6 protein-coding genes and 1 pseudogene are annotated in these 19144 nt (G+C 42.2%); all 7 read right to left on the bottom strand.

All coding sequences use genetic code 11. From position 1 onward, the window contains the following. Position 1 precedes the first annotated feature (1 nt). Complete coding sequence (locus tag JCM21531_RS00125) at positions 2 to 406, bottom strand: phosphopantetheine-binding protein (protein WP_038286491.1); 405 nt, start codon at positions 404 to 406, stop codon at positions 2 to 4. Next, positions 400 to 4437, bottom strand: a complete 4038-nt coding sequence (locus tag JCM21531_RS19620; protein ID WP_243466972.1) for a hybrid non-ribosomal peptide synthetase/type I polyketide synthase — start codon at positions 4435 to 4437, stop codon at positions 400 to 402. Before JCM21531_RS19620 ends, JCM21531_RS00125 begins: the two co-directional genes overlap by 7 nt. After that, positions 4437 to 6098 carry a condensation domain-containing protein gene (locus JCM21531_RS19615; protein WP_054846932.1) on the bottom strand — a complete coding sequence of 554 codons (1662 nt, stop codon included), beginning with the start codon at positions 6096 to 6098 and terminating at the stop codon, positions 4437 to 4439. The genes JCM21531_RS19620 and JCM21531_RS19615 overlap by 1 nt, the downstream gene beginning before the upstream one ends. Positions 6099 to 6174: 76 nt before the next feature. Further along, entirely contained in the window at positions 6175 to 8034 is a 1860-nt protein-coding gene (locus JCM21531_RS24170; RefSeq protein ID WP_369347544.1) for a CurL C-terminal domain-containing protein, read from the bottom strand. Then, the gene (locus JCM21531_RS24165; RefSeq protein ID WP_369347543.1) at positions 7983 to 8702 is read right to left on the bottom strand and encodes a beta-ketoacyl synthase N-terminal-like domain-containing protein; all 720 of its coding nucleotides are present in this window, start codon (positions 8700 to 8702) and stop codon (positions 7983 to 7985) included. The genes JCM21531_RS24170 and JCM21531_RS24165 overlap by 52 nt, the downstream gene beginning before the upstream one ends. Continuing rightward, complete coding sequence (locus tag JCM21531_RS24160) at positions 8648 to 9259, bottom strand: beta-ketoacyl synthase N-terminal-like domain-containing protein (RefSeq protein ID WP_369347542.1); 612 nt, start codon at positions 9257 to 9259, stop codon at positions 8648 to 8650. The genes JCM21531_RS24165 and JCM21531_RS24160 overlap by 55 nt, the downstream gene beginning before the upstream one ends. Next, positions 9252 to 19123 (bottom strand): annotated as a pseudogene (locus JCM21531_RS24955) (amino acid adenylation domain-containing protein). Before JCM21531_RS24955 ends, JCM21531_RS24160 begins: the two are co-directional and overlap by 8 nt. Positions 19124 to 19144: the final 21 nt, after the last annotated feature.

Raw genomic sequence — 19144 nt, 5'->3', positions numbered from 1 at the left:
TTCATCTCCAATCACTAAAATACATCTGATACCCATAGGATTCAGTCTCACTATTTTCCGCACCGTCTTCATCTTCGTTTTCGATTATTGCTGCTATCTCCGATATAGTTGGACATGTGATAATCTCCTCTACTTTTGTTTTTCCGGGATAATGCTTTTCCAGCTCATTGTGCATGTTTACAAACAACAGCGACTCTCCGCCCAACTCAAAGAAATTGTCCTTTATTCCTACAGGCTCAATTCCTAGGATACTTTGCCAAATCTCTGCAATACGTTCCTCAATTTCATTAGAAGGTGCTTCATATTCTGTAGATAATTCGGGTCTGGTATAAGCATTCTCCACATTATCACTGTACCAATCACTTCCGTTCTTGATATACTCCCTCATATTGAACTGTTCTACCAATACTTCTTCCTCTCAAAAGGATAAGTAGGAAGAGGGATTCTGCGCCTTTTCTCACCACTGTGGAAGTCCTCCCAGCTAATTTTAAAGCCCTTTTCCCATAGTTTTCCAAGGGTATAAAGCACCGTTTGAACTTCCGATTGATTGCTTTCTTCACCGGGCAGGGATAAAAATACTTTTGCACTGTGAGCATCCTTCAATTCGAAAGGCACACCCATATGAAGAAATATAACTGTGTTATCTTTTGCCAAAGTCTCTATCTCGTTATCAAAACTGCCATAGCTTCCGGACCCATCATCAGAAAAAGCACGAATCAAAGCATCTTCGAGGGATAAAACACCTCTTGTCAAATCCGCCGTATATTGACCTATTCCCTTTCCTATTGCAGTATAAGGTTTAATTCCCCATGACATCCAAAGCTTTGCCATTGCATACTCAATAATCATGTTTATTGAACGTGAGATTTTTTTATCGTTCAAATACTTTTCCGATAAATTTTTAGGTGTATCTTGAGAGAATAAAATTCCGACAGGGTCCTCTCTAAGATATGATTTAAGAATTTCGGCTCCCCTGTTAAACTCTTCTTTGAATACATCAAAATTATTGTACAATTCAATGGCAGTATTGGGTTTAAGCCTTTCCCTCTCTGCAAAGACAAATACAATTGACGGATTGGTTCCCCCGCTAAAATCGCAAAGAGAGCTCTCCCTGTTTTCATTGAGGAGTAAGCAAATGGCTTCTTCGGCATTCTTGCACACCAACGTTCTTCGGTGTTCAAACTCTTTTCTGCCCACATGCAAAGTATAAACAGTATCTGCAAAATTGATATCCGTATTTTTCTTTAAAAATTCTCCCAGATTATGGGCCATCCTGTCCAATGCAGTCTTACTGCGGGCCGACAGGGTTAGAAGCTGATGACTTCTTGATTTTGCGGAAGTCTCAATTTCAGGAGCTTCTTCAAGAATTGCGTGGACATTGGTACCGCCAAAACCAAAGGAATTTATCCCTGCCAGACGGGGTTTTCCGTTACTTTCCCATTCAGTGAGCTTGGTATTTACATAAAAAGCGCTATTCTCAAAGTCTATATTGGGATTTGGAGTCTTATAATTAACGGTGGGCGGTATCTGCTTATTCTTTAATGCAAGGGCTGTTTTAATTATCGCCACCGCACCTGCAGCCGAAGTTGTATGTCCCACATTTCCTTTTACCGCTCCTAATGCACAGAAGTTTTTGCGCTGGGTTTTCTGTGAAAACACTTTATTCAGCGCGTCAACTTCTATCTGATCTCCAAAAAGAGTTGACGTTCCTTGGGCTTCGATATATCCTATATCATCCGGATTTACTCCTGCAAGGCTCTGTGCTGCAGCAATAACTTCCGATTGTCCTTCCCTGCTTGGAGCAGCGAACCCTGCCTTTGTGGAACCGTCATTATTTACCGCAATCCCTTTGATAACTGCATAAATGTTATCACCGTCAGCTATTGCATCTTCCAGCCTCTTTAACACAACAACTCCAACAGCATTGGTAAAGACAGTTCCCTGGGCATCGGCATCAAAAGGTCTTGCATGGCCATCGGGTGAAGCTATCATCCCCGGTTGATACAGGTAGCCAAGCTTTTGCGGAAGCTTTATTGCTGCACCGCCCGCTATTGCCATGTCACAGTTATAATTGAGCAAGCCTTCGCAAGCCAGTGCAATGGCAGTCATGGATGTGGAGCAAGCTGTCTGCACGTTAATGCTCGGCCCTTTTAAATTAAATACATAAGACACTCTGCTGGCCAGATAATCCTTGTCATTGCTTAAAAGCATGTTGAAGTTGTCCTTCAGCCCCACTTTTGCCATTAGATGATACAGAAAATATGTGCTCATGTTTGACCCTGCATAGACACCTACGGGATATTCATATTCATTTTTTGCATATCCCGCATTTTCCAATGCCTCATAGGCGCACTCTAAAAACAGCCTGTGCTGGGGGTCCATATTTTCAGTTTCTCTCGGGTTGAAACCAAAGAAAGACGCATCAAAATATTCAATGTCTTCCAAAATCCCTCCGGCCAAAACATAATTCGGATCGTTTACATCCTCATCGCTAGCCCCGGATTTAATTGCCTCTTCTTTTGAAAATGTAGTAATGGAATCAACTCCGTTCTTTAGATTTTCCCAGAACTCATCAATATTTTTGGCACCGGGAAAACGTCCGGACATTCCGATAATAGCTACACATCCTGAGGATTTATTTTTCGGTAATTCACAACAGTCGAAATTTCCAAATTTATTCTGCCGGGCTTGCTTTTGTTTTCTGAGCCTTTCTTCATTTTTGACAAATGACGGCTGTTCCTGTTCACCCTTTATGAATTTTGCAAGGGAGCTTATCGTTGAGTAAGTAAACATATCTACCAATGGGAAGTCTTTGTTAAACTGCTTCTTTATGCGGCTGTGTATTTTGGTAAGGAGCAGCGAGTGTCCTCCTACTTCGAAGAAATTATCATTGACTCCTACACTCTCTAAACCAAGCTCTTCCTTCCATATATCCGCCAATATCTTCTCAACTTCATTTTGCGGAGCAGCATAGTTTGACTCCTTGGATAGCACCGGGACCGGCAATGCTTTTCGATCCGCTTTTCCGTTTGATGACAGAGGCAATGCATCCAAAAACACATATATCCTCGGCACCATGTATTCCGGTAAGCTCTTTGCCAAAAAGGCCTGAAGTTCCCCTGATTCTACCGGATTTTCCTTATCGCACACTATATATCCCACAAGATGAACATTGCCCGGCTCTTTCTCCCAAGCTGTGACAACGCATTCTTTAACCGACGGATGTGAAAGCAGTGCCCCTTCAATTTCCCCCAACTCTATTCTCAATCCGCGCAGTTTAACCTGAAAATCCATTCTTCCGAGATATTCAATGTTTCCGTCGGGCATCCATCTTGCCAGGTCACCGGTACGGTATATTCTTTTGCACGGAACTAAAGGGCTCGCCACAAACTTTTCTGAGGTAAGCTCGGGCCTATTTAAATATCCTCTGGCCAACCCCACACCGGCTATGCACAGTTCTCCAGGAACTCCTATCGGCTGGGGCTGCATATTTTTGTCCATAATCAGAAGCTGGATGTTGTCAATAGGTTTGCCTATCGGTATGATATCAGGAACTTCATCTGTGGGGCAGTCGTAATATGAAACGTCAATTGTTGCCTCGGTAGGGCCGTATAGATTTGACAGCCTTGTACCGTTCGTACCCAACAGACTGTTAAAAAGCTTTACTTGTTGGGAAGTCAAAGCCTCTCCGCTTGCAAAAACCTGTCTTAATGATTTTGCTCTTTGCGCCTGGCCGGTTTCCTTCAAATATTCCAAAAAGATGTTTAGCATTGAAGGCACAAAATGTATTACGGTTATATTATTCTTCTCAATTGCTTCCAGTATCTTTCCCGGATCTTTTTCTCCGCCCGGTTCAAGAAAACATACTTTTGCTCCCTGCGTAGACCACCAGAACATCTCCCATACCGATACATCAAAGGTAAAAGGCGTTTTTTGAAGTATTGTGTCATTTGGTCCGATGGGGTATTTTTTCTGCATCCAGTTTATCCTGTTTACCAGTGAATGATGCTCAATCAGTGTACCTTTGGGCTTTCCGGTAGACCCGGACGTGTAAATTACATATGCAAGACTATTGGGCAATACTGCATTTGCCGGATTATTGCTTTCCCCCTGATAAAGGGATTTATCCTCCAGAAAGATTCTTTGAATATTTCCTTGTATGTTCATGTCATGGAACTTGCCGCTCGTTAGCAGCACCGATACCCCGCTGTCTTCAAGAATATAGTTTATTCTGTCTTCCGGATAATGGGGGTCTATGGGTAAATAAGCTCCCCCTGCTTTTTCAATGGCCATTATTCCAATAATCATTTCCATGGAGCGTTCCAGCATAATACCCACTATACTCTCCGGCTTCACACCCTTACTTTTGAGCAAATGGGCCAATTGGTTTGCTTTCTCGTTCAGCTCTCTGTAGCTAAGTTTATCGTCACCAAATATTACAGCAGTGCTGTCGGGATTCTTTGCTGCCTGTTCTTCGAATAGCCGGAATATAGCCTTGTTTGTGGGGTAATGAGCCTGGTGTTGTTGAATTCAAAGAATATTTTTTCCTCTTCGTCTTTTGTAAGAAGCTTGATTTTTGACACCTTTTCTTCGGGATTTAGGCAAATGGCTTCCAGAATGCTCTTTAAATGCCCCGCCATACGTTTTACAGTATCAGCATCAAACAAAGCCTTGCAGTAGTCAAATCCGCCTTTTATTCCATCTTCGCCCTCCGTAAGCTGAAGTCTCAAATCAAAAGGTGCCAAACCGCTTTCAACATCAATAGGCTCCATTTTCACCCCCGGCATCTCAAGCTCAACCTGTCTGGTGTTGTGCAATATAAACATTACCTGAAACAGCGGTGTTCTGCTGATATCCCTCTCCGGCTTAAGTTCTTCGAGCATTTTGTCGAAAGGCAGTTCCTGATAGCTATAGGCGTTGAGGGTCATCTCTTTTACTCTTTTTAGCAAGTCGCGGAATTTTGGATTGCCCTCAAAGTTGGTTCTCATCACTAATGTATTCATGAAAAAGCCGACTACATTTTCTATTTCCCTTCTATTACGGTTTGCAACAACAGTTCCGGTAAATATGTCCTCCTGCCCCGAATACCTGTAAAGCAAAGTCTGGAAAGCTGCAAGAATTACCATAAAAAGAGATGTGCCTTCACTGCTGCAAAGAGCCTTAAGTTTCTCAGTCAGCTCTTTTGAAATCACCACCGGTTCAAAACCGCCTTCATAAGTCTGAGTTTTCGGTCTTACCCTGTCGGTAGGAAGCTGTAGTGTTGTTGGCTTGTCCAACTGCTTTTTCCAATAGTCAATCAGTTCTTTCATAGTGTCTTTCTGAAGCTGTTTTTGCTCCCATACGGCATAATCACCGAACTGAACGTCAAGCTCCGGCAGTGACGCTTCCTTGCCTTGGGTCAATAACTCATAGAGTTTAAAAAATTCTCCCACAAAAATTGCGTTGGACCATGCGTCGGATATGATGTGGTGAATCACCATGGAAAGAGCATGCTCATTTTCTTTGAGGCGAATCAGGCAGAATCTGAAAAGGGGACCTTTCTCCAAATCAAATACATACCGTGCCTCTTCCTTCAACAGCTTTTTTAGCTCATCTTCGAGTTGTTTTTCATCGGAAAGATTACTTAAATCCATTTCAAAAAGCTGAACAGTTTCAGGTTTTTGAACAATCTGCACAGGGGTTCCGTTTACATTTTTAAAAACAGTCCTCAAAGCCTCGTGGCGTTCAACCAACGTGCTTAGCGATTTAATAATACTGTCTTTGTCTATATACCCTTTTATTCTTACTGCATTGGCTATGTTAAATACAGGGCTTTCCCCTGTAAGTTGGTGATAAAACCACATGGATTTCTGAGAATAAGTAAGAGGTATCTCATCCCCTTCTTTACGGGGAAACGGTAAAATAGGGTCCTTATTGGCACGGGCTTCAATTTCTGCCTTTTTAAGAAACTCTATTATCTCTGCTTTCCTTTTTAAAATCTCTCCCTTTAATTCCTCTGTCACCGCCCCTTTTGGAGCTTGAATCCTAAGCGAGTCACCGTCAACCTTAAGTTTAACACCGCAATTACGCAGCTTTAATAGAAACTCCACTATTGACATATTTGCCTCCCCAATAACTTACCTTTGTTTTGCAGAGGGACATTTGGAATCCCCCTCTGCAAAGTTAAATATCATTTTATACTGTACATTCTTCAATTTCTTCTTCATTAGCTTTCTCATCGCCGGTATCCTGAGACACCCACCGATATGTTTCTATCAGATTTGCAATACCTTCTACCGTAGTTGTCTCCATCAGTTTACGAAGGGGTATCTGTACGTCCAGTACCTTGCCCAGTTCGCTGGCTATAGCTGCTGCAATCAAAGAATGTCCTCCAAGCTCAAAGAAATCGTCATGAATACCTATTCTGTCAAACCCGAGAGCTTTTTGCCAGCATTCAACAATTGTTTTCTCCAATTCATTGCGGGGCGGTACATAATCCGATTGCAGGTTCGGCCTTGGCCTTCTCTTAAGCTGCTCTGAAATTCCAATGTTTGATTGGCTATCTGTTTCAAGCAATTTTAATCCTAAAGGAGACACTTCAACTTTACCTTTGATATGTTCATTGCTTTCACAGAATTTTACTAAGTCCTCTTTAAACTTAAGCAAACTCTCCAGTTGCTTTTTAACGTCACCGTTTAAGTCCGTTCCATTGCTTCCAACGGCTTGTTTTAAAGTGACAGTAATAACACCCTCCTCAAACTTTGAACTTGTAATGGAATCCGAGATCTCCTCACTTTTTGAAATCAATAGCTTTGGCTGAGTATCCTCATCATTGCGTTTTCCGGGCTGTATCCAATATCTCTGTCTTTCAAAAGGATAGGTTGGAAGCAGGATACGGTGGCGTTCCTCATACGTGTAGAATTTGTTCCAGTTCACCCTGTTTCCTGTAAGCCAGTATTGTCCCAAGCTGCCAAGCAGTAGATGTACATCCTGGGCTTTTCCCTCCATGCTTGGCAGAGTCCGCAGTATTGTTCTCTTCGTATCCTGATTTTGCGTATCTTCCATCATTGCGCTGCTTGCAGCAATTTCATACAAATCACTTGCCGGACCCATTTCAATCAGTATTTGATCAGGGTCTTTCAAAACTTCCTTCAATCCGTCATAGAATAAATTACCTCTTCTTTGGCTTATCCAATAGTTACTGCTGGATACCTCTTGTTCATTTATCCATGAACCTGTAACACATGAAATGAACGGAATTTTAACTGAATTTAAAGAAATACCTCCCAGCCTGCTTTCCATTTCTTCCTCACCAGCTACTACAAGGGAGAGGGCATCTTCCAAGGTAAACACTCCTGAAATACATGCCGCCACATATTCCCCGACGCCTTTTCCCAACATGCATGCAGGTTCTATCTCCAATTCAATCCATAGGTTTGCCATGGCGTATTCAACTACAAACACTGCCGCCCGTGCTATAGCTTCTTCTTTCATTTTGGAGGCTGCATAGTCCATTTTATCGTCACCGGGATAAAGCACTTTGCGTATGTCCAGGCCGAGCAGCGGCTCAAGAATCTCTGCGCATTGGTCTACAGTGTTTCTAAAGTCAGGTTCTGTTTCATACAATCCCCGTCCCATGTTTACATATTTGCTCTCTTCTCCCGGGAACATGAAGACAACAGGTTGTACCCTGGGTTTCTGGAAACGTGTAAATACCTCATCATCGTTCATTGCTTCAAGTTTTTGGAGCAAATCTTGTGCATCCTTGCAAACTATCATTCTACGGTGATTAAAGTTTCGGCGTCCCACCATTAAGGTAAATGCGATGTCTGCAAGATTTATATCCGGATTTTTTCTTATGTGGTTTGCAAGGTTTTCAGTCATCTTTTCAAGAGCAGTAGCCGTTTTGGCAGAAAGGGTTATTAACTGCCACGTTCTTTGAGATTCCCCCGACTTTTTAACTTTAGGCGGCTCTTCAATAATAACGTGGGTATTGGTACCTCCTATTCCAAAGGAACTAATACCTGCCTCAGCGGGAATCCGTCGGTTTTCCATTCGGAAAGCTTCGTATTTACATAAAACGGACTGTTTATAAAGTCAATCTTCGGGTTCGGTTCTTCAAAGTTCAAGCTTGGAGGTATTACTCTATGCTTCATAGCCAGTACTGTTTTTACCAAGCTTGCAAGCCCTCCTGCAGTTACCAGATGTCCTATATTGGTTTTTACCGAACCTATTGCACAAAACTGCTTTTTCTTTGTGTATGCACGGTAAGCCTTTGTCAGTGCAGCGATTTCAATAGGATCCCCAAGGTCTGTTCCCGTACCGTGGGCATCGATATAAGTTATTGTCTCCGGATCAACCCCCGACATTTCAATGGCTTCAACAATACATTCAGCCTGCCCGTCCACATTTGGAGCTGTAAAGCTGTTTTTTTCCGAACCGTCGTTGTTAATACCTACACCTCTTATGATTGCATGAATTTGATCCCCATCTCTTATAGCGTCCTCAAGCCTTTTTAGCACCAGCACCACAAGACCGCTTCCGCTGACCGTTCCGCTTGCTTTGGCATCAAACGCTCTACAGTGCCCGTCACCGGATCCAATTCCGCCTTCTTGATAAAAGAAGGCATCATTTCTGGATACCTGCAAACTCACACCACCGGCCAAAGCTATATCGCATCCGTAATTCTGGAGGTTTTGACATGCAAGGTGTAATGCAACCACGGAGGATGAGCAAAGGTGTTTACATTAACACTGGGGCCTGTTAAATTCATTTTGTATGATACCCTTGTTGCCAGAAAGTCCTGGGAATTGGCAATCATAATTTTGAATGAACCCAGATTTTCCACCAGCTTGGGATTGGAATAAAGGTTTCGAACCATATATCCGCTAAGATTTGCTCCGGCATATACTGCAATTCGTCCGTCATATAATTCAGAGTTGTATCCTGCGCTCTCTAATACTTCCCATGCACTTTCAAGGAACAATCGGTGCTGAGGGTCCATAATCTCTGCCTCTCTGGCAGAATAATCGAAAAACTCGGCATCAAACTTGTCTATATCGTCCAATATGGCATCAGCGGCCACAAACCTTGGATTGTCAAGCAGATGCTCATCTATACCCATCTTCAATAGTTCTTCACGGTTGAAAAACTTAACCGATTCCACGCCGTTGTACAAATTATTCCAAAACTCATCCATATCTTTTGCTCCGGGGAAACGGCCGTTCATACCTATTATAGCTATTGCCCCTTCATAGCTGCCGTCTTGATAATTAATCAACTTTAACCACTCCTCTTATTTGTTTCATTTGCTGTCTTTTCAGCTTCATTTCCTGCCTTTTCTGTTTCATCGCTTCAAGCTGTCTGTTTGACCTCTCGCTTACACTTTGGAATACCGGCTGCTCCTCCTCTTTATTCTCACTGCTTAAGTATTTTGCAAGAGAAGCTATTGTATTGTATTTGTACAAATCTACAACTGCCAAGCCGGTGGAGAAGGATTCCTTGATTTTTGAGTGCAGCTGTATCAGTAGCAATGAATCCCCGCCTAAAGCAAAGAATTCATCATGAATGCCTACCGCTTCTATGTTCAGAGTTTCCTGCCAGATATCCGCAAGTTTCTGTTCTATGTCATTTTTGGGAGGTACATAATCGTTATCAAGTTCGGGTCTGGGATGTTTCGGTCTTGAATCCTTCTCATAAGCTTCTTTCTTCATACCCTGCTGGTTAATGTAATTGGCTTGTTCAATTGCTGTATTTAGATCTTTCACAGATACGATTATCTGGGATTTGCATAAACCGTTTACAATGCGTCTGAAAACTTCCTTGCCCTCTGATTCGGATATACCGTTATTTAAGAAACCGGATTCTTTTTTAACTGCTATTTTGTATAAATCATCAAAGGCAGTCTTTCCTATTTTCTGCTGTCCCGAAATCCTTTCTCTGATATTTTTTGCGGCGTCATCATCTGTCAGTCTCATTGAGAAATTGCATATCTCAACAATCTGCTCCCCTTTGTCGTTCATTATGTCAATATCGCAGGTTATAATATCCTGTTTTGCGCTGTATCCGTTTTTAAATCTTATAAATCCGTATATTTTTCCGGGTAACGGTCTGTCTATTGTCAGCTTCTCATAGGAGAAAGGAAGGAAATTACCGCCGGATGCCAATCTCACCGAACCAGTAGCCACATCAAGCAGGGCCGGATGGAGTTCATAGTCCTTTAGATCACCGATAAATTCGTCTGCCAGCTCAACCTCAACCAACCCCTCATTTTCTCCGAGGTCAAAGCCTTTTAACGATTTCCATCTGTCGCCGAAGCTGATAAATTCCTTGGTTTTATCGCCTTGAGCTTTACTTATTTCCATTTTGCTAAAACACCTTGCTTTTATTTCCTCAAGGTCAAACTGTTTCGCATTTTCCTCTTCCAAGGGTTTTATCTTTCCTCTTACATGTTCATGCCAGATAGCCTCTTCTTTTGCACCCTTTAGCTTGCTTGCAACCTGGAAATCGTACTCATTTCCGCTTTTAGTCAATATGGTAAACACTTCTCTTGCTTCATCCTGTCTTACAACCATCGGAGTTAAAAAGATTACATCGCTTATTTGCATTGAATCCTTAGAAGTCATTTCTTTATAAGCTGCCCTTGCCATTTCCAGATAGGTTGTACCTGCTATGGTTGGTATGCCCATTACAAGGTGCTCGGACAATACCCAATCCTTGCTGGGGCTAAATTCTGCAAGATAGACCTTCTTTTCGGAAGTAGCCAAGACTTTTTTGCCCAATAGGGGATGAACAGCCGGCTCCCCTTCATCTATCTTCTGTCCGGTTCCACCTGCCATACCGACTCCCGGCCACCTATCCCAGTTAATTGAGATAAACCGTGTTCCCCTGTAGGAATCATGGGCTTTTGCAAAAGAATCAAGGAAAACGTTGGCAGCACCATAGTCAACCTGTCCGAACCCTCCGGTTATGGCATTTAATGAAGAACAGAAAATAAAGAAATCCAGCTCACTGCTCATAAAAGTCTCATAAAGGGCAAGAGTACCGTCAACCTTTGGTGCCAAAACGTTTTCACAAAACTCTTTGGTTTTCATTTGAATCATACCGCCGCCGGGATTTCCAGCCGCATGAATTATACCGTCAATTCTGCCAAACCTATTTAATGCATTATGCCTGATAACTTCAAGCTGTTTTGTGTCGGTAACATCGGCCTTGCACACCATGATTTCCGAACCGAGATTTTGCAAAGTTCCAAGCTTATTTATCTTCCTTGATATACTGTCATTTTTGCCGTATTCCAAAAGCCAATCCTGCCACTTATCCATTTCCGGAAATTCCGAGCGGCTTACCAGAATTAGTTTAGCCTGTACTTCTTTTGCCAGGTATTCTGCAAGATTCAGTCCAATTCCGCCAAGCCCTCCGGTGATAAGATATACTCCGTTTTTCTTCAGCAGAGAATCCGGGCTTTCTTCAACCTGTGTACCGTCAAATGTCTGAATCCAGCGTTCCAAACCACGGTAAGCGGTTATGAGCTCTGTGTCTTTTTCATATATTTCCGATACAAAGCACTCAATAATATCGTGTTGCTGTAAACTTTCTCCGTGCTGCAATTCGAAGTCGACTATACTGCATCTGATATTGGGGTATTCTCTCGGAATAACTTTGCAGGGTCCCACGGCAAGGGTTTTGCCGTAGTACAAGGTTTTTTCATTGAACAGCTTGAAAGTATTGTCAGTAAATACCTTAAACTGTACCGGTGTATTCCAGCCTTGATTTCCAAAAGCCTGTGCCAGATAAACCAAGCTGTAGAAAAGCTGTTTTCCGCATCTTACACCGTTTGTGTCTTCCGTGTTTGAACCATCTTCGGTAACTCCCAGAAGATTCAAGACTATATCCGGCTTATTAGAAAGTTTTGAAATTTCTTTTAGCAAGCTGTCATAATCTTCTTTTTGCTCCGGCCTAAAAAGAAAATCTCTGTCTCCCATCTTGCCAAAGCTTTCTCCCGCTTTAGCTACAATTATGTTCTCGTTTGAATGTTTGACTCGTTTTATCAAGCTGTCGCAAAAACTGCTGTCTTTTGTGAGGATAAGTATAACATCGTTTGCGTTTACATACTTTGTACTCTTCGACAAACCACCCTTTGCCGATTGCTTCCAAACCGGAGCATAGAACCATTTTGAAATATCACTTATTTTGCCTTTTACCTCTGCCTCTTTATTTTTCTTCACTCCATCCACCCAGTAGGATTTACCTTCAAAGGGATAGGAAGGAAGCGGGATTCTTCTTCTTTTAGTTCCCTCATACAATACTCCCCAGTCAATTTTTGCGCCTTTTAACCAGAGATGTCCCAATTGCTCCAGCGTATAGTCTTTGGGATTAACTTCCATAAATCTTTCCTCGCCGTTTTGCCCTTCTATACTGTCAAAAACCCTTTTAGGAATTGAGTCAATATTTTCAAGGGCATAAATAGCATCTTCCCTGGACTTACAGACTACAAATCTCCTATGCTCCATTTCCTTGCGTCCCAATTGTAGAGTATAGGCTGCATCGGCCATATTAATATCGCTGTTTTTCTTTAGGAAATCTACAAATTCATAGGTCATCTTATCTAGAGCGGAACGGGTTTTGGCAGAGAAGACAAGCAAAGTTTCATCATTTTTGCATATATCAGAATCTACAACAGGGGCTTCCTCAAGCACAGCATGAGCATTGGTACCTCCAATACCGAAGGAGCTTACCCCTGCCCTTAGGGGCCCGATATTGCTTTTCCATTCTTTCAAACTATTGTTTATGTAAAAAGGACTGTCGTGGATATTCAATTTGGGATTCGGCTTTTTAAAGTTCAGGCTTGGAGGTATTATTTTATTTTTCAATGCAAGGACGGTTTTTATCAATCCTGAGACACCTGCTGCGGCATCTAAGTGGCCTATATTGGTCTTAACAGATCCTATAGCGCAAAAACCCTTCTTTTGGGTTGTTTTTCCGAATACCTGTTTTAATGCTTCAATCTCTATCGGGTCTCCCAATGGTGTACCTGTACCATGGGCCTCAATATATGTGATAGTTTCCGGATCCACACCTGCTTTCAAATGTGCTTCCGAAATAGCTCCTGCCTGTCCCTCAATTCCCGGAGCAGTATATCCCACTTTCACAGAACCGTCATTGTTTATGGCCGTACCTTTAATAACTGCCAGATGGAATCTCCGTCACAGATTGCATCTTCCAGCCTCTTTAATACAACCACCCCTGCACCGTTTCCTCCGACGGTACCTTTAGCTTCTTCGTCAAAAGCCCTGCAATGTCCGTCGGGAGATAGAATCATTCCTTCCTGATACAAGTATCCGGTTTTCTGCGGAAGCCTTATACTTGCTCCTCCTGCTACAGCCATGTCGCACTCTCCGTTTTGAAGACTTAAGCATGCAAGATGAACTGCAACCAAAGAGGATGAGCAAGCAGTCTGTACTGTAACTGCAGGTCCTTTGAGGTTTAGTTTATATGCAACCCGGGTGGCTAAAAAATCTTTATCATTGCTAATCATAATCTGGTAATCGCTTGCCAGACCCTTTTCCTTAAAGCTTTCGGCCAGGTTTTGTGTATATGTGTTCATACCCACACTGGCATATACCCCGATCTTTCCCGGATACTTTTGGGCATCGTAGCCTGCATTTTCAAGGGCTTTCCACGCCTCCTCCAGGAATATTCTCTGCTGGGGGTCCAGTACTTCCGCCTCTCTCGGGTTATAACCGAAAAAGGCTGCATCAAACTTGTCAACATTATCCAAGACTCCCCATGCTTTAACATATTCCGGCTTTTTGAGTGCGTTCGGGTCGACTCCCTCACCGATAACCTCTTCATCAGTAAACTGCTTAACCGACTCAACACCGTTACAAAGGTTTTGCCAGAATTCCTCTATATTTTTAGCACCGGGGAACCTTCCGCTCAATCCTACAACAGCAATATCACCTTTACCGTCAATGCCTTTTTTATCTTGTTTGACCTTATGTTCCAAATCCTGCTTTCCTTCAAGAAACTCCGACAGTGTTTTTATTGTAGGATATCTAAATAGATCAATCATTGTGATTTCTTTTTTAAGCGCTGCGGAAATTTTGCTCCTCACCTGTGCCAGCAGCAGTGAATGGCCTCCCAAATCGAAAAAGTTATCGTTTATTCCTATGTGCTCAAGCTTTAAAACCTCCTGCCAGATAGAAACTATAGTTTTTTCAATCTCGCTTCTTGGTGCCATATACTCGTTTTTCAGCTGAGGACGCAAATTTTCAGGCATTGGAAGCGCCTTTCTATCAATTTTGCCGTTTGGTGTCATCGAGAAAGAATCCATCATTACAAAGGCTGCAGGAACCATATAATCAGGAAGCCTTTCCTTAAGTTTTTTTCTTAGAGCATCTGAAGATAAAGCCGCTTTTTCATCCGTTGGAATAATATATGCCACGAGGGATTTTTCTCCCGGGGCAATTTCCTTTGCAACCACAACGCTTTGTCTTACATTATCAAATCCGTTGAGAAGGTTTTCGATTTCTCCCAACTCTATTCTAAAGCCTCGAATCTTCACTTGGTGGTCATTTCGTCCTATAAACTCCAGATTGCCGTCAGACAAGAATTTTACCATATCTCCGGTTTTGTAAAGCCGGGCACCGTCTTTATTTCTAAATGGGTCTTTAATGAATTTTTCTTCCGTAAGGTGAGGTTGGTTAAGATAACCTCTGGCCAAGCCGTCTCCGCCTATGTAAAGTTCTCCCGGTATTCCCGCAGGAACAGGGTTCATATTTTCGTCCAAGACGTAGACTTGTGTGTTTGCAATAGGTTTTCCAATTGTTATCTTGTCTGTATCGTGTTCCACCTTTGCAATGGTTGACCAGATGGTGGTTTCGGTAGGCCCGTACACGTTGAGCAAGGTACCGCATCTGTCAAGAAGCTGTTTTGCCAGTTCTTTGGACAATGCCTCCCCTCCGCATAAAACCGTCAGCCCTTTGTTTCCTTCCCATCCTTCTTCAATCATAAGTCTCCATGTAGCAGGTGTGGCCTGCATTATAGAAACAAAGTTCTCGTCTAAAAGCTCAATAAGCTTTCTTCCGTCTATTACTTCGTCTCTTCCGGCAATTACAATTCCGGCTCCTGACACTAGAGGCATAAACATTTCAAGGCCCGCAATGTCAAAGGACAGTGTAGTAACGGCAAGCAATGTGTCATCTTCTTTGATTCCTGTTTTATCTGCCATTGACAAAAGGAAATTTATAAGCGCATGATGTTCAATCTGAACTCCTTTCGGTTTTCCGGTGGAACCGGATGTATAAATAAGGTATGCAAGATTTTCCCCATTATTTTTAGTTTCAGGATTTTCATCACTGTATTGAGAAATTGTCTTCCCTTCTCTGTCGAGGCAAATTACCTGAAAATCCTTTTGCGGCAGCGTTCCTTCCAGTGCGCTTTCCGATAAAATTATTTCAACCTTTGCATCCTCCTGCATATACATCAAACGGTCTTTAGGGAATATCGGGTCCATGGGTAGATAAGCTCCGCCGGCTTTATGAATACCCAGCAGCGCAATAAGCATATTAACGGTACGGTCAAGATAAACACCTACTACTGTTTCAGGACAACTCCCTTGGATATCAGATAGTTTGCCAACCTGTTGGCACTACTGTTAAGCTCGGCATAAGTCAAGCAACGTTCTTTATCCCTGACGGCAACTCTATGGGGTTTCTTCTTCACCTGTTCTTCAAAAAGCTTTGTCCAACATGGAATATCCCCATAATCAACTTCTGTGCTGTTCCATGTATTTAGCATTGTGGTCTTTTCTTCCCTTGTCAAAATGGATAACATGTCCACTTCTTTCTCCGGGCTTTGAACAATGCTATCTAAGAGCTGTCTGTAGTGTCCTGCCATTCTCTTTATTGTGTCTTGGTTAAGCAAATCGGTATTATATTCAAAATCAGCCTTAAGTCCATCTCCGGCTTCTCTAATATCCAAAGCCAGGTCAAACCTTGCAGAACCATTGTCTATACCTATAATTGAAGCATTTATTTCCGAAAAGCCCTCAAGGGATATATGGGTATTCTGTAAGCTGAACAAAACCTGGAACAGAGGGTTCCGGCTCATGTCACGTTCAACGTGAAGTTCTTCCACCAACTTTTCAAAGGGTACATCCTGATTTGAATATGCGTCCAGCGTTGTTCTTCTAACCTGCCTCAGCAGCTCCAAAAAGCTTGTCTTTCCTGAAAAGCGGGTTCTCATAACCAAGTTGTTTGTGAAAAATCCTATTAAATTCTCAATATCTTTTCTGTTCCTGTTGGCTATAGGCGTACCCACAACTATGTCTTCCTGCCCTGTATAGCGGTAAAGAAGCGCTTTAAATGCCGCAAGCAGAACCATAAACAACGTGGACTTTTCTTTTCCCGCAAGCTTCTTAAGCTTTTTCACCAAATCGGACGGAATAGAGGCCGTAAATTTAGCTCCGTTATAGGTCTGTATAGCCGGTCTTTGCTTGTCCAAAGGAAGATCCAACACCGGAATATCTCCCGAGAGCTTGTTTTTCCAATACTCCAGTTGATTATTAACAAGGCCTTCATCAAACCTTTTGGCCTGCCAGTAAGCATAATCGGTATACTGGATGCTCAGTTCTTCCAGCTTTTGTCCTTTTCCGCTTCTAAACATTTCATAGTAATGGGTCATCTCCTTTAGGAAAATTCCAAAGGACCAGCCGTCAAACACAATATGATGCACAACCATAACTAAAATATGCTCATCATTATCAAGGCATAATAGACTGGCTCTCAAAAGGGGTGCCTTGCCCAACTCAAAAGGCTTTGCAGCCTCCTTTCTTGCAATTTCCAGTGCTTGCCTTTCCCTTTCTTCTTCAGGAACTTGGCGTAAGTCGACAAACACCATATCCAATTTCGCTTCCGGATTATATACCTGAACCGGCTGCCCGTTTTCTTCCCTGAAAGCCATCTTAAGTATTCTATGCCTGTCCATTATTTCGTCAAGGCTCTTTTGGAGACTCTTTCTATCAAGATTTCCCCGTAATTTTAAGGCTGTGTAAAGGTTGTATTGTGTACTTTTTTCGCTTAAACGGTCAAGGAACCACAGTCTCTTTTGTGAAAAAGAAAGGGGCAAATTGTCAGTGTTTTCACTTGCCCGTACTATAGCATCATGTTCTTTACTGCCTTTATTTTTATGCTTCTCAATTACCTCAGCCAAACCTGCTATATCGGAATTTTCCAATATCTCCGTCTGTTCTATTTCAACGCCAAAAAACTCTTTTATTCTGGAAATAAGCTGTGTAGCCTTAAGAGAATCGCCTCCAAGTTCAAAAAAGTCATCCCGGTTCCCACGTTTTCTAGCTCAAGCAAATCCGACCATATGGCAACCAGCTTCTTTTCAATAGGATTCTTGGGCAAATCAATTTTTCTGCTGCTTCGTTCATTATCCATAAGAACAGCCAATTCGCTTCTTATTTTGTCAAACTCACCATTGATAAAGCTGTTTCTGAGTTTGTAGCGTTGGACCTTTCCGCTGGTAGTCTTGGGAATGTTCTTAACCGGAATGACTTCCGACACTTCAATTCCCATAGTACGATTTATAGTACTTTTAAGCTGTAAAGCCAAGCTCACAAAGTTCTCAAGTTTCTGCTTAAATAAAACAAAAAGCACGAGTTCATCACACTTCGTACTTTGGTTGTAAACACCTGTAGCAACTATTTTCCCAAGTTCTATACCGTCAACACTTTCGGCCACTCTCTCAATATCATGGGAGTAATAATTTTGACCTGCCATAAATATGACATCTTTTGCCCGGCCCGTAATAATCAAGCGTCCGTCCCTAAGTAATCCCAAATCTCCTGTGTTGAGCCATCCGTCATCGGTAATAGCTTCTTTTGTGGCTGCCTCATTATTGTAATAGCCGCATGTCACATTTCCGCCCCGTATCTGTATATATCCAATGCGGTTTTCTCCCAAATCCGCATTGTTTTTGTCGCATATACGCACGCTGCAGTTGTATATGGGATAGCCCACATCTACAAAGGTCACACCGTTTGTATCATCTCTGACTGTTTCGGCTATGGTGTCTCCTATACCAAGATTATTCCTGTTAAAGACAGAATACTTTATTTCATCTCCGGGTTTTGGGAAGGTTACGGCAATTGTTCCTTCGGCAAGTCCGTAAACAGGATACATTGCCTGCCTTTTAAGACCATAAGGTGCCATCTTGTCCAAAAACTCATTGCATATATCCAGGGATATGGGTTCCGCACCGTTAAAAATATATCTTACACAGGACAAGTCCCAGTCCCTCTTGTCTTCCGGATTAAAAAACTTCATAAAATGCTTATATCCGAAATTAGGCGAATACAATAAAGTCGCCTTATGCTCACTTGCCTTTTGAATCCATAAGGTAGGATGTCTTACAAACAGCTGGGTCTGGATATTATACTGATTCATACCCGCCAGTATTCCCTTAATATGTGTTCCAATAAGCCCCATGTCGTGGGTAAGCGGCATCCAGTTCAAACCCACATCATTTGGGGTCATGTTTGTCCACTGAATAACGGAAGTCAGGTTTATCAAAACATTCCGATGAGTGATTATAACTCCTTTCGGGTCCCTGTAGAACCTGATGAGAATTGTATGAAGGCTATGTCATCCGGTTGTGTCTCATGGATTTTTCCGTAACATTCCATATCCAGCTTGTCATATATAAACTCAGCTCTCTTCTTTATAACTTCCATTTTCTCCGAAAGGCCGTTTTTATGGGCATAAGCTTCAAGTTTTCCGATAAACTCCTGTGATATAATTATTCTTGGGTTATTCAGAACTTCCCATATCTTAAACAGTTTTAACTTGTGTTCATCATTTGTACCGGTTGTAACCGGAACCGGAATCATTCCTCCCAATATACATGCCCAGAAAGTTAAAATAAATTTTTGGTTGTCGTCAATCTGGAAAATCACCTCGTCCTTTGGCTTAAATCCTGCAGACTGCAGCCTGTGTAAGAGGTTTAGAGCTGATAAATACAGGTTTTTATACGATACAAAACATTCCTCAGTGTCGCTTAATATAAAAGTAATTCCCTTTTTATCCTCACTGCCTCTTGAAACAATCATATCGGTTAGAGTTTTATAACCACACATAACACTTATTCCCCTTTTTAA

It is taken from the genome of Acetivibrio straminisolvens JCM 21531, assembly GCF_000521465.1.
GTDB classification, from domain to species: Bacteria; Bacillota; Clostridia; order Acetivibrionales; family Acetivibrionaceae; genus Hungateiclostridium; species Hungateiclostridium straminisolvens.
Note: the sequence above shows the minus strand (reverse complement) of the source record. Positions and strands in the feature narration are given on the sequence as shown.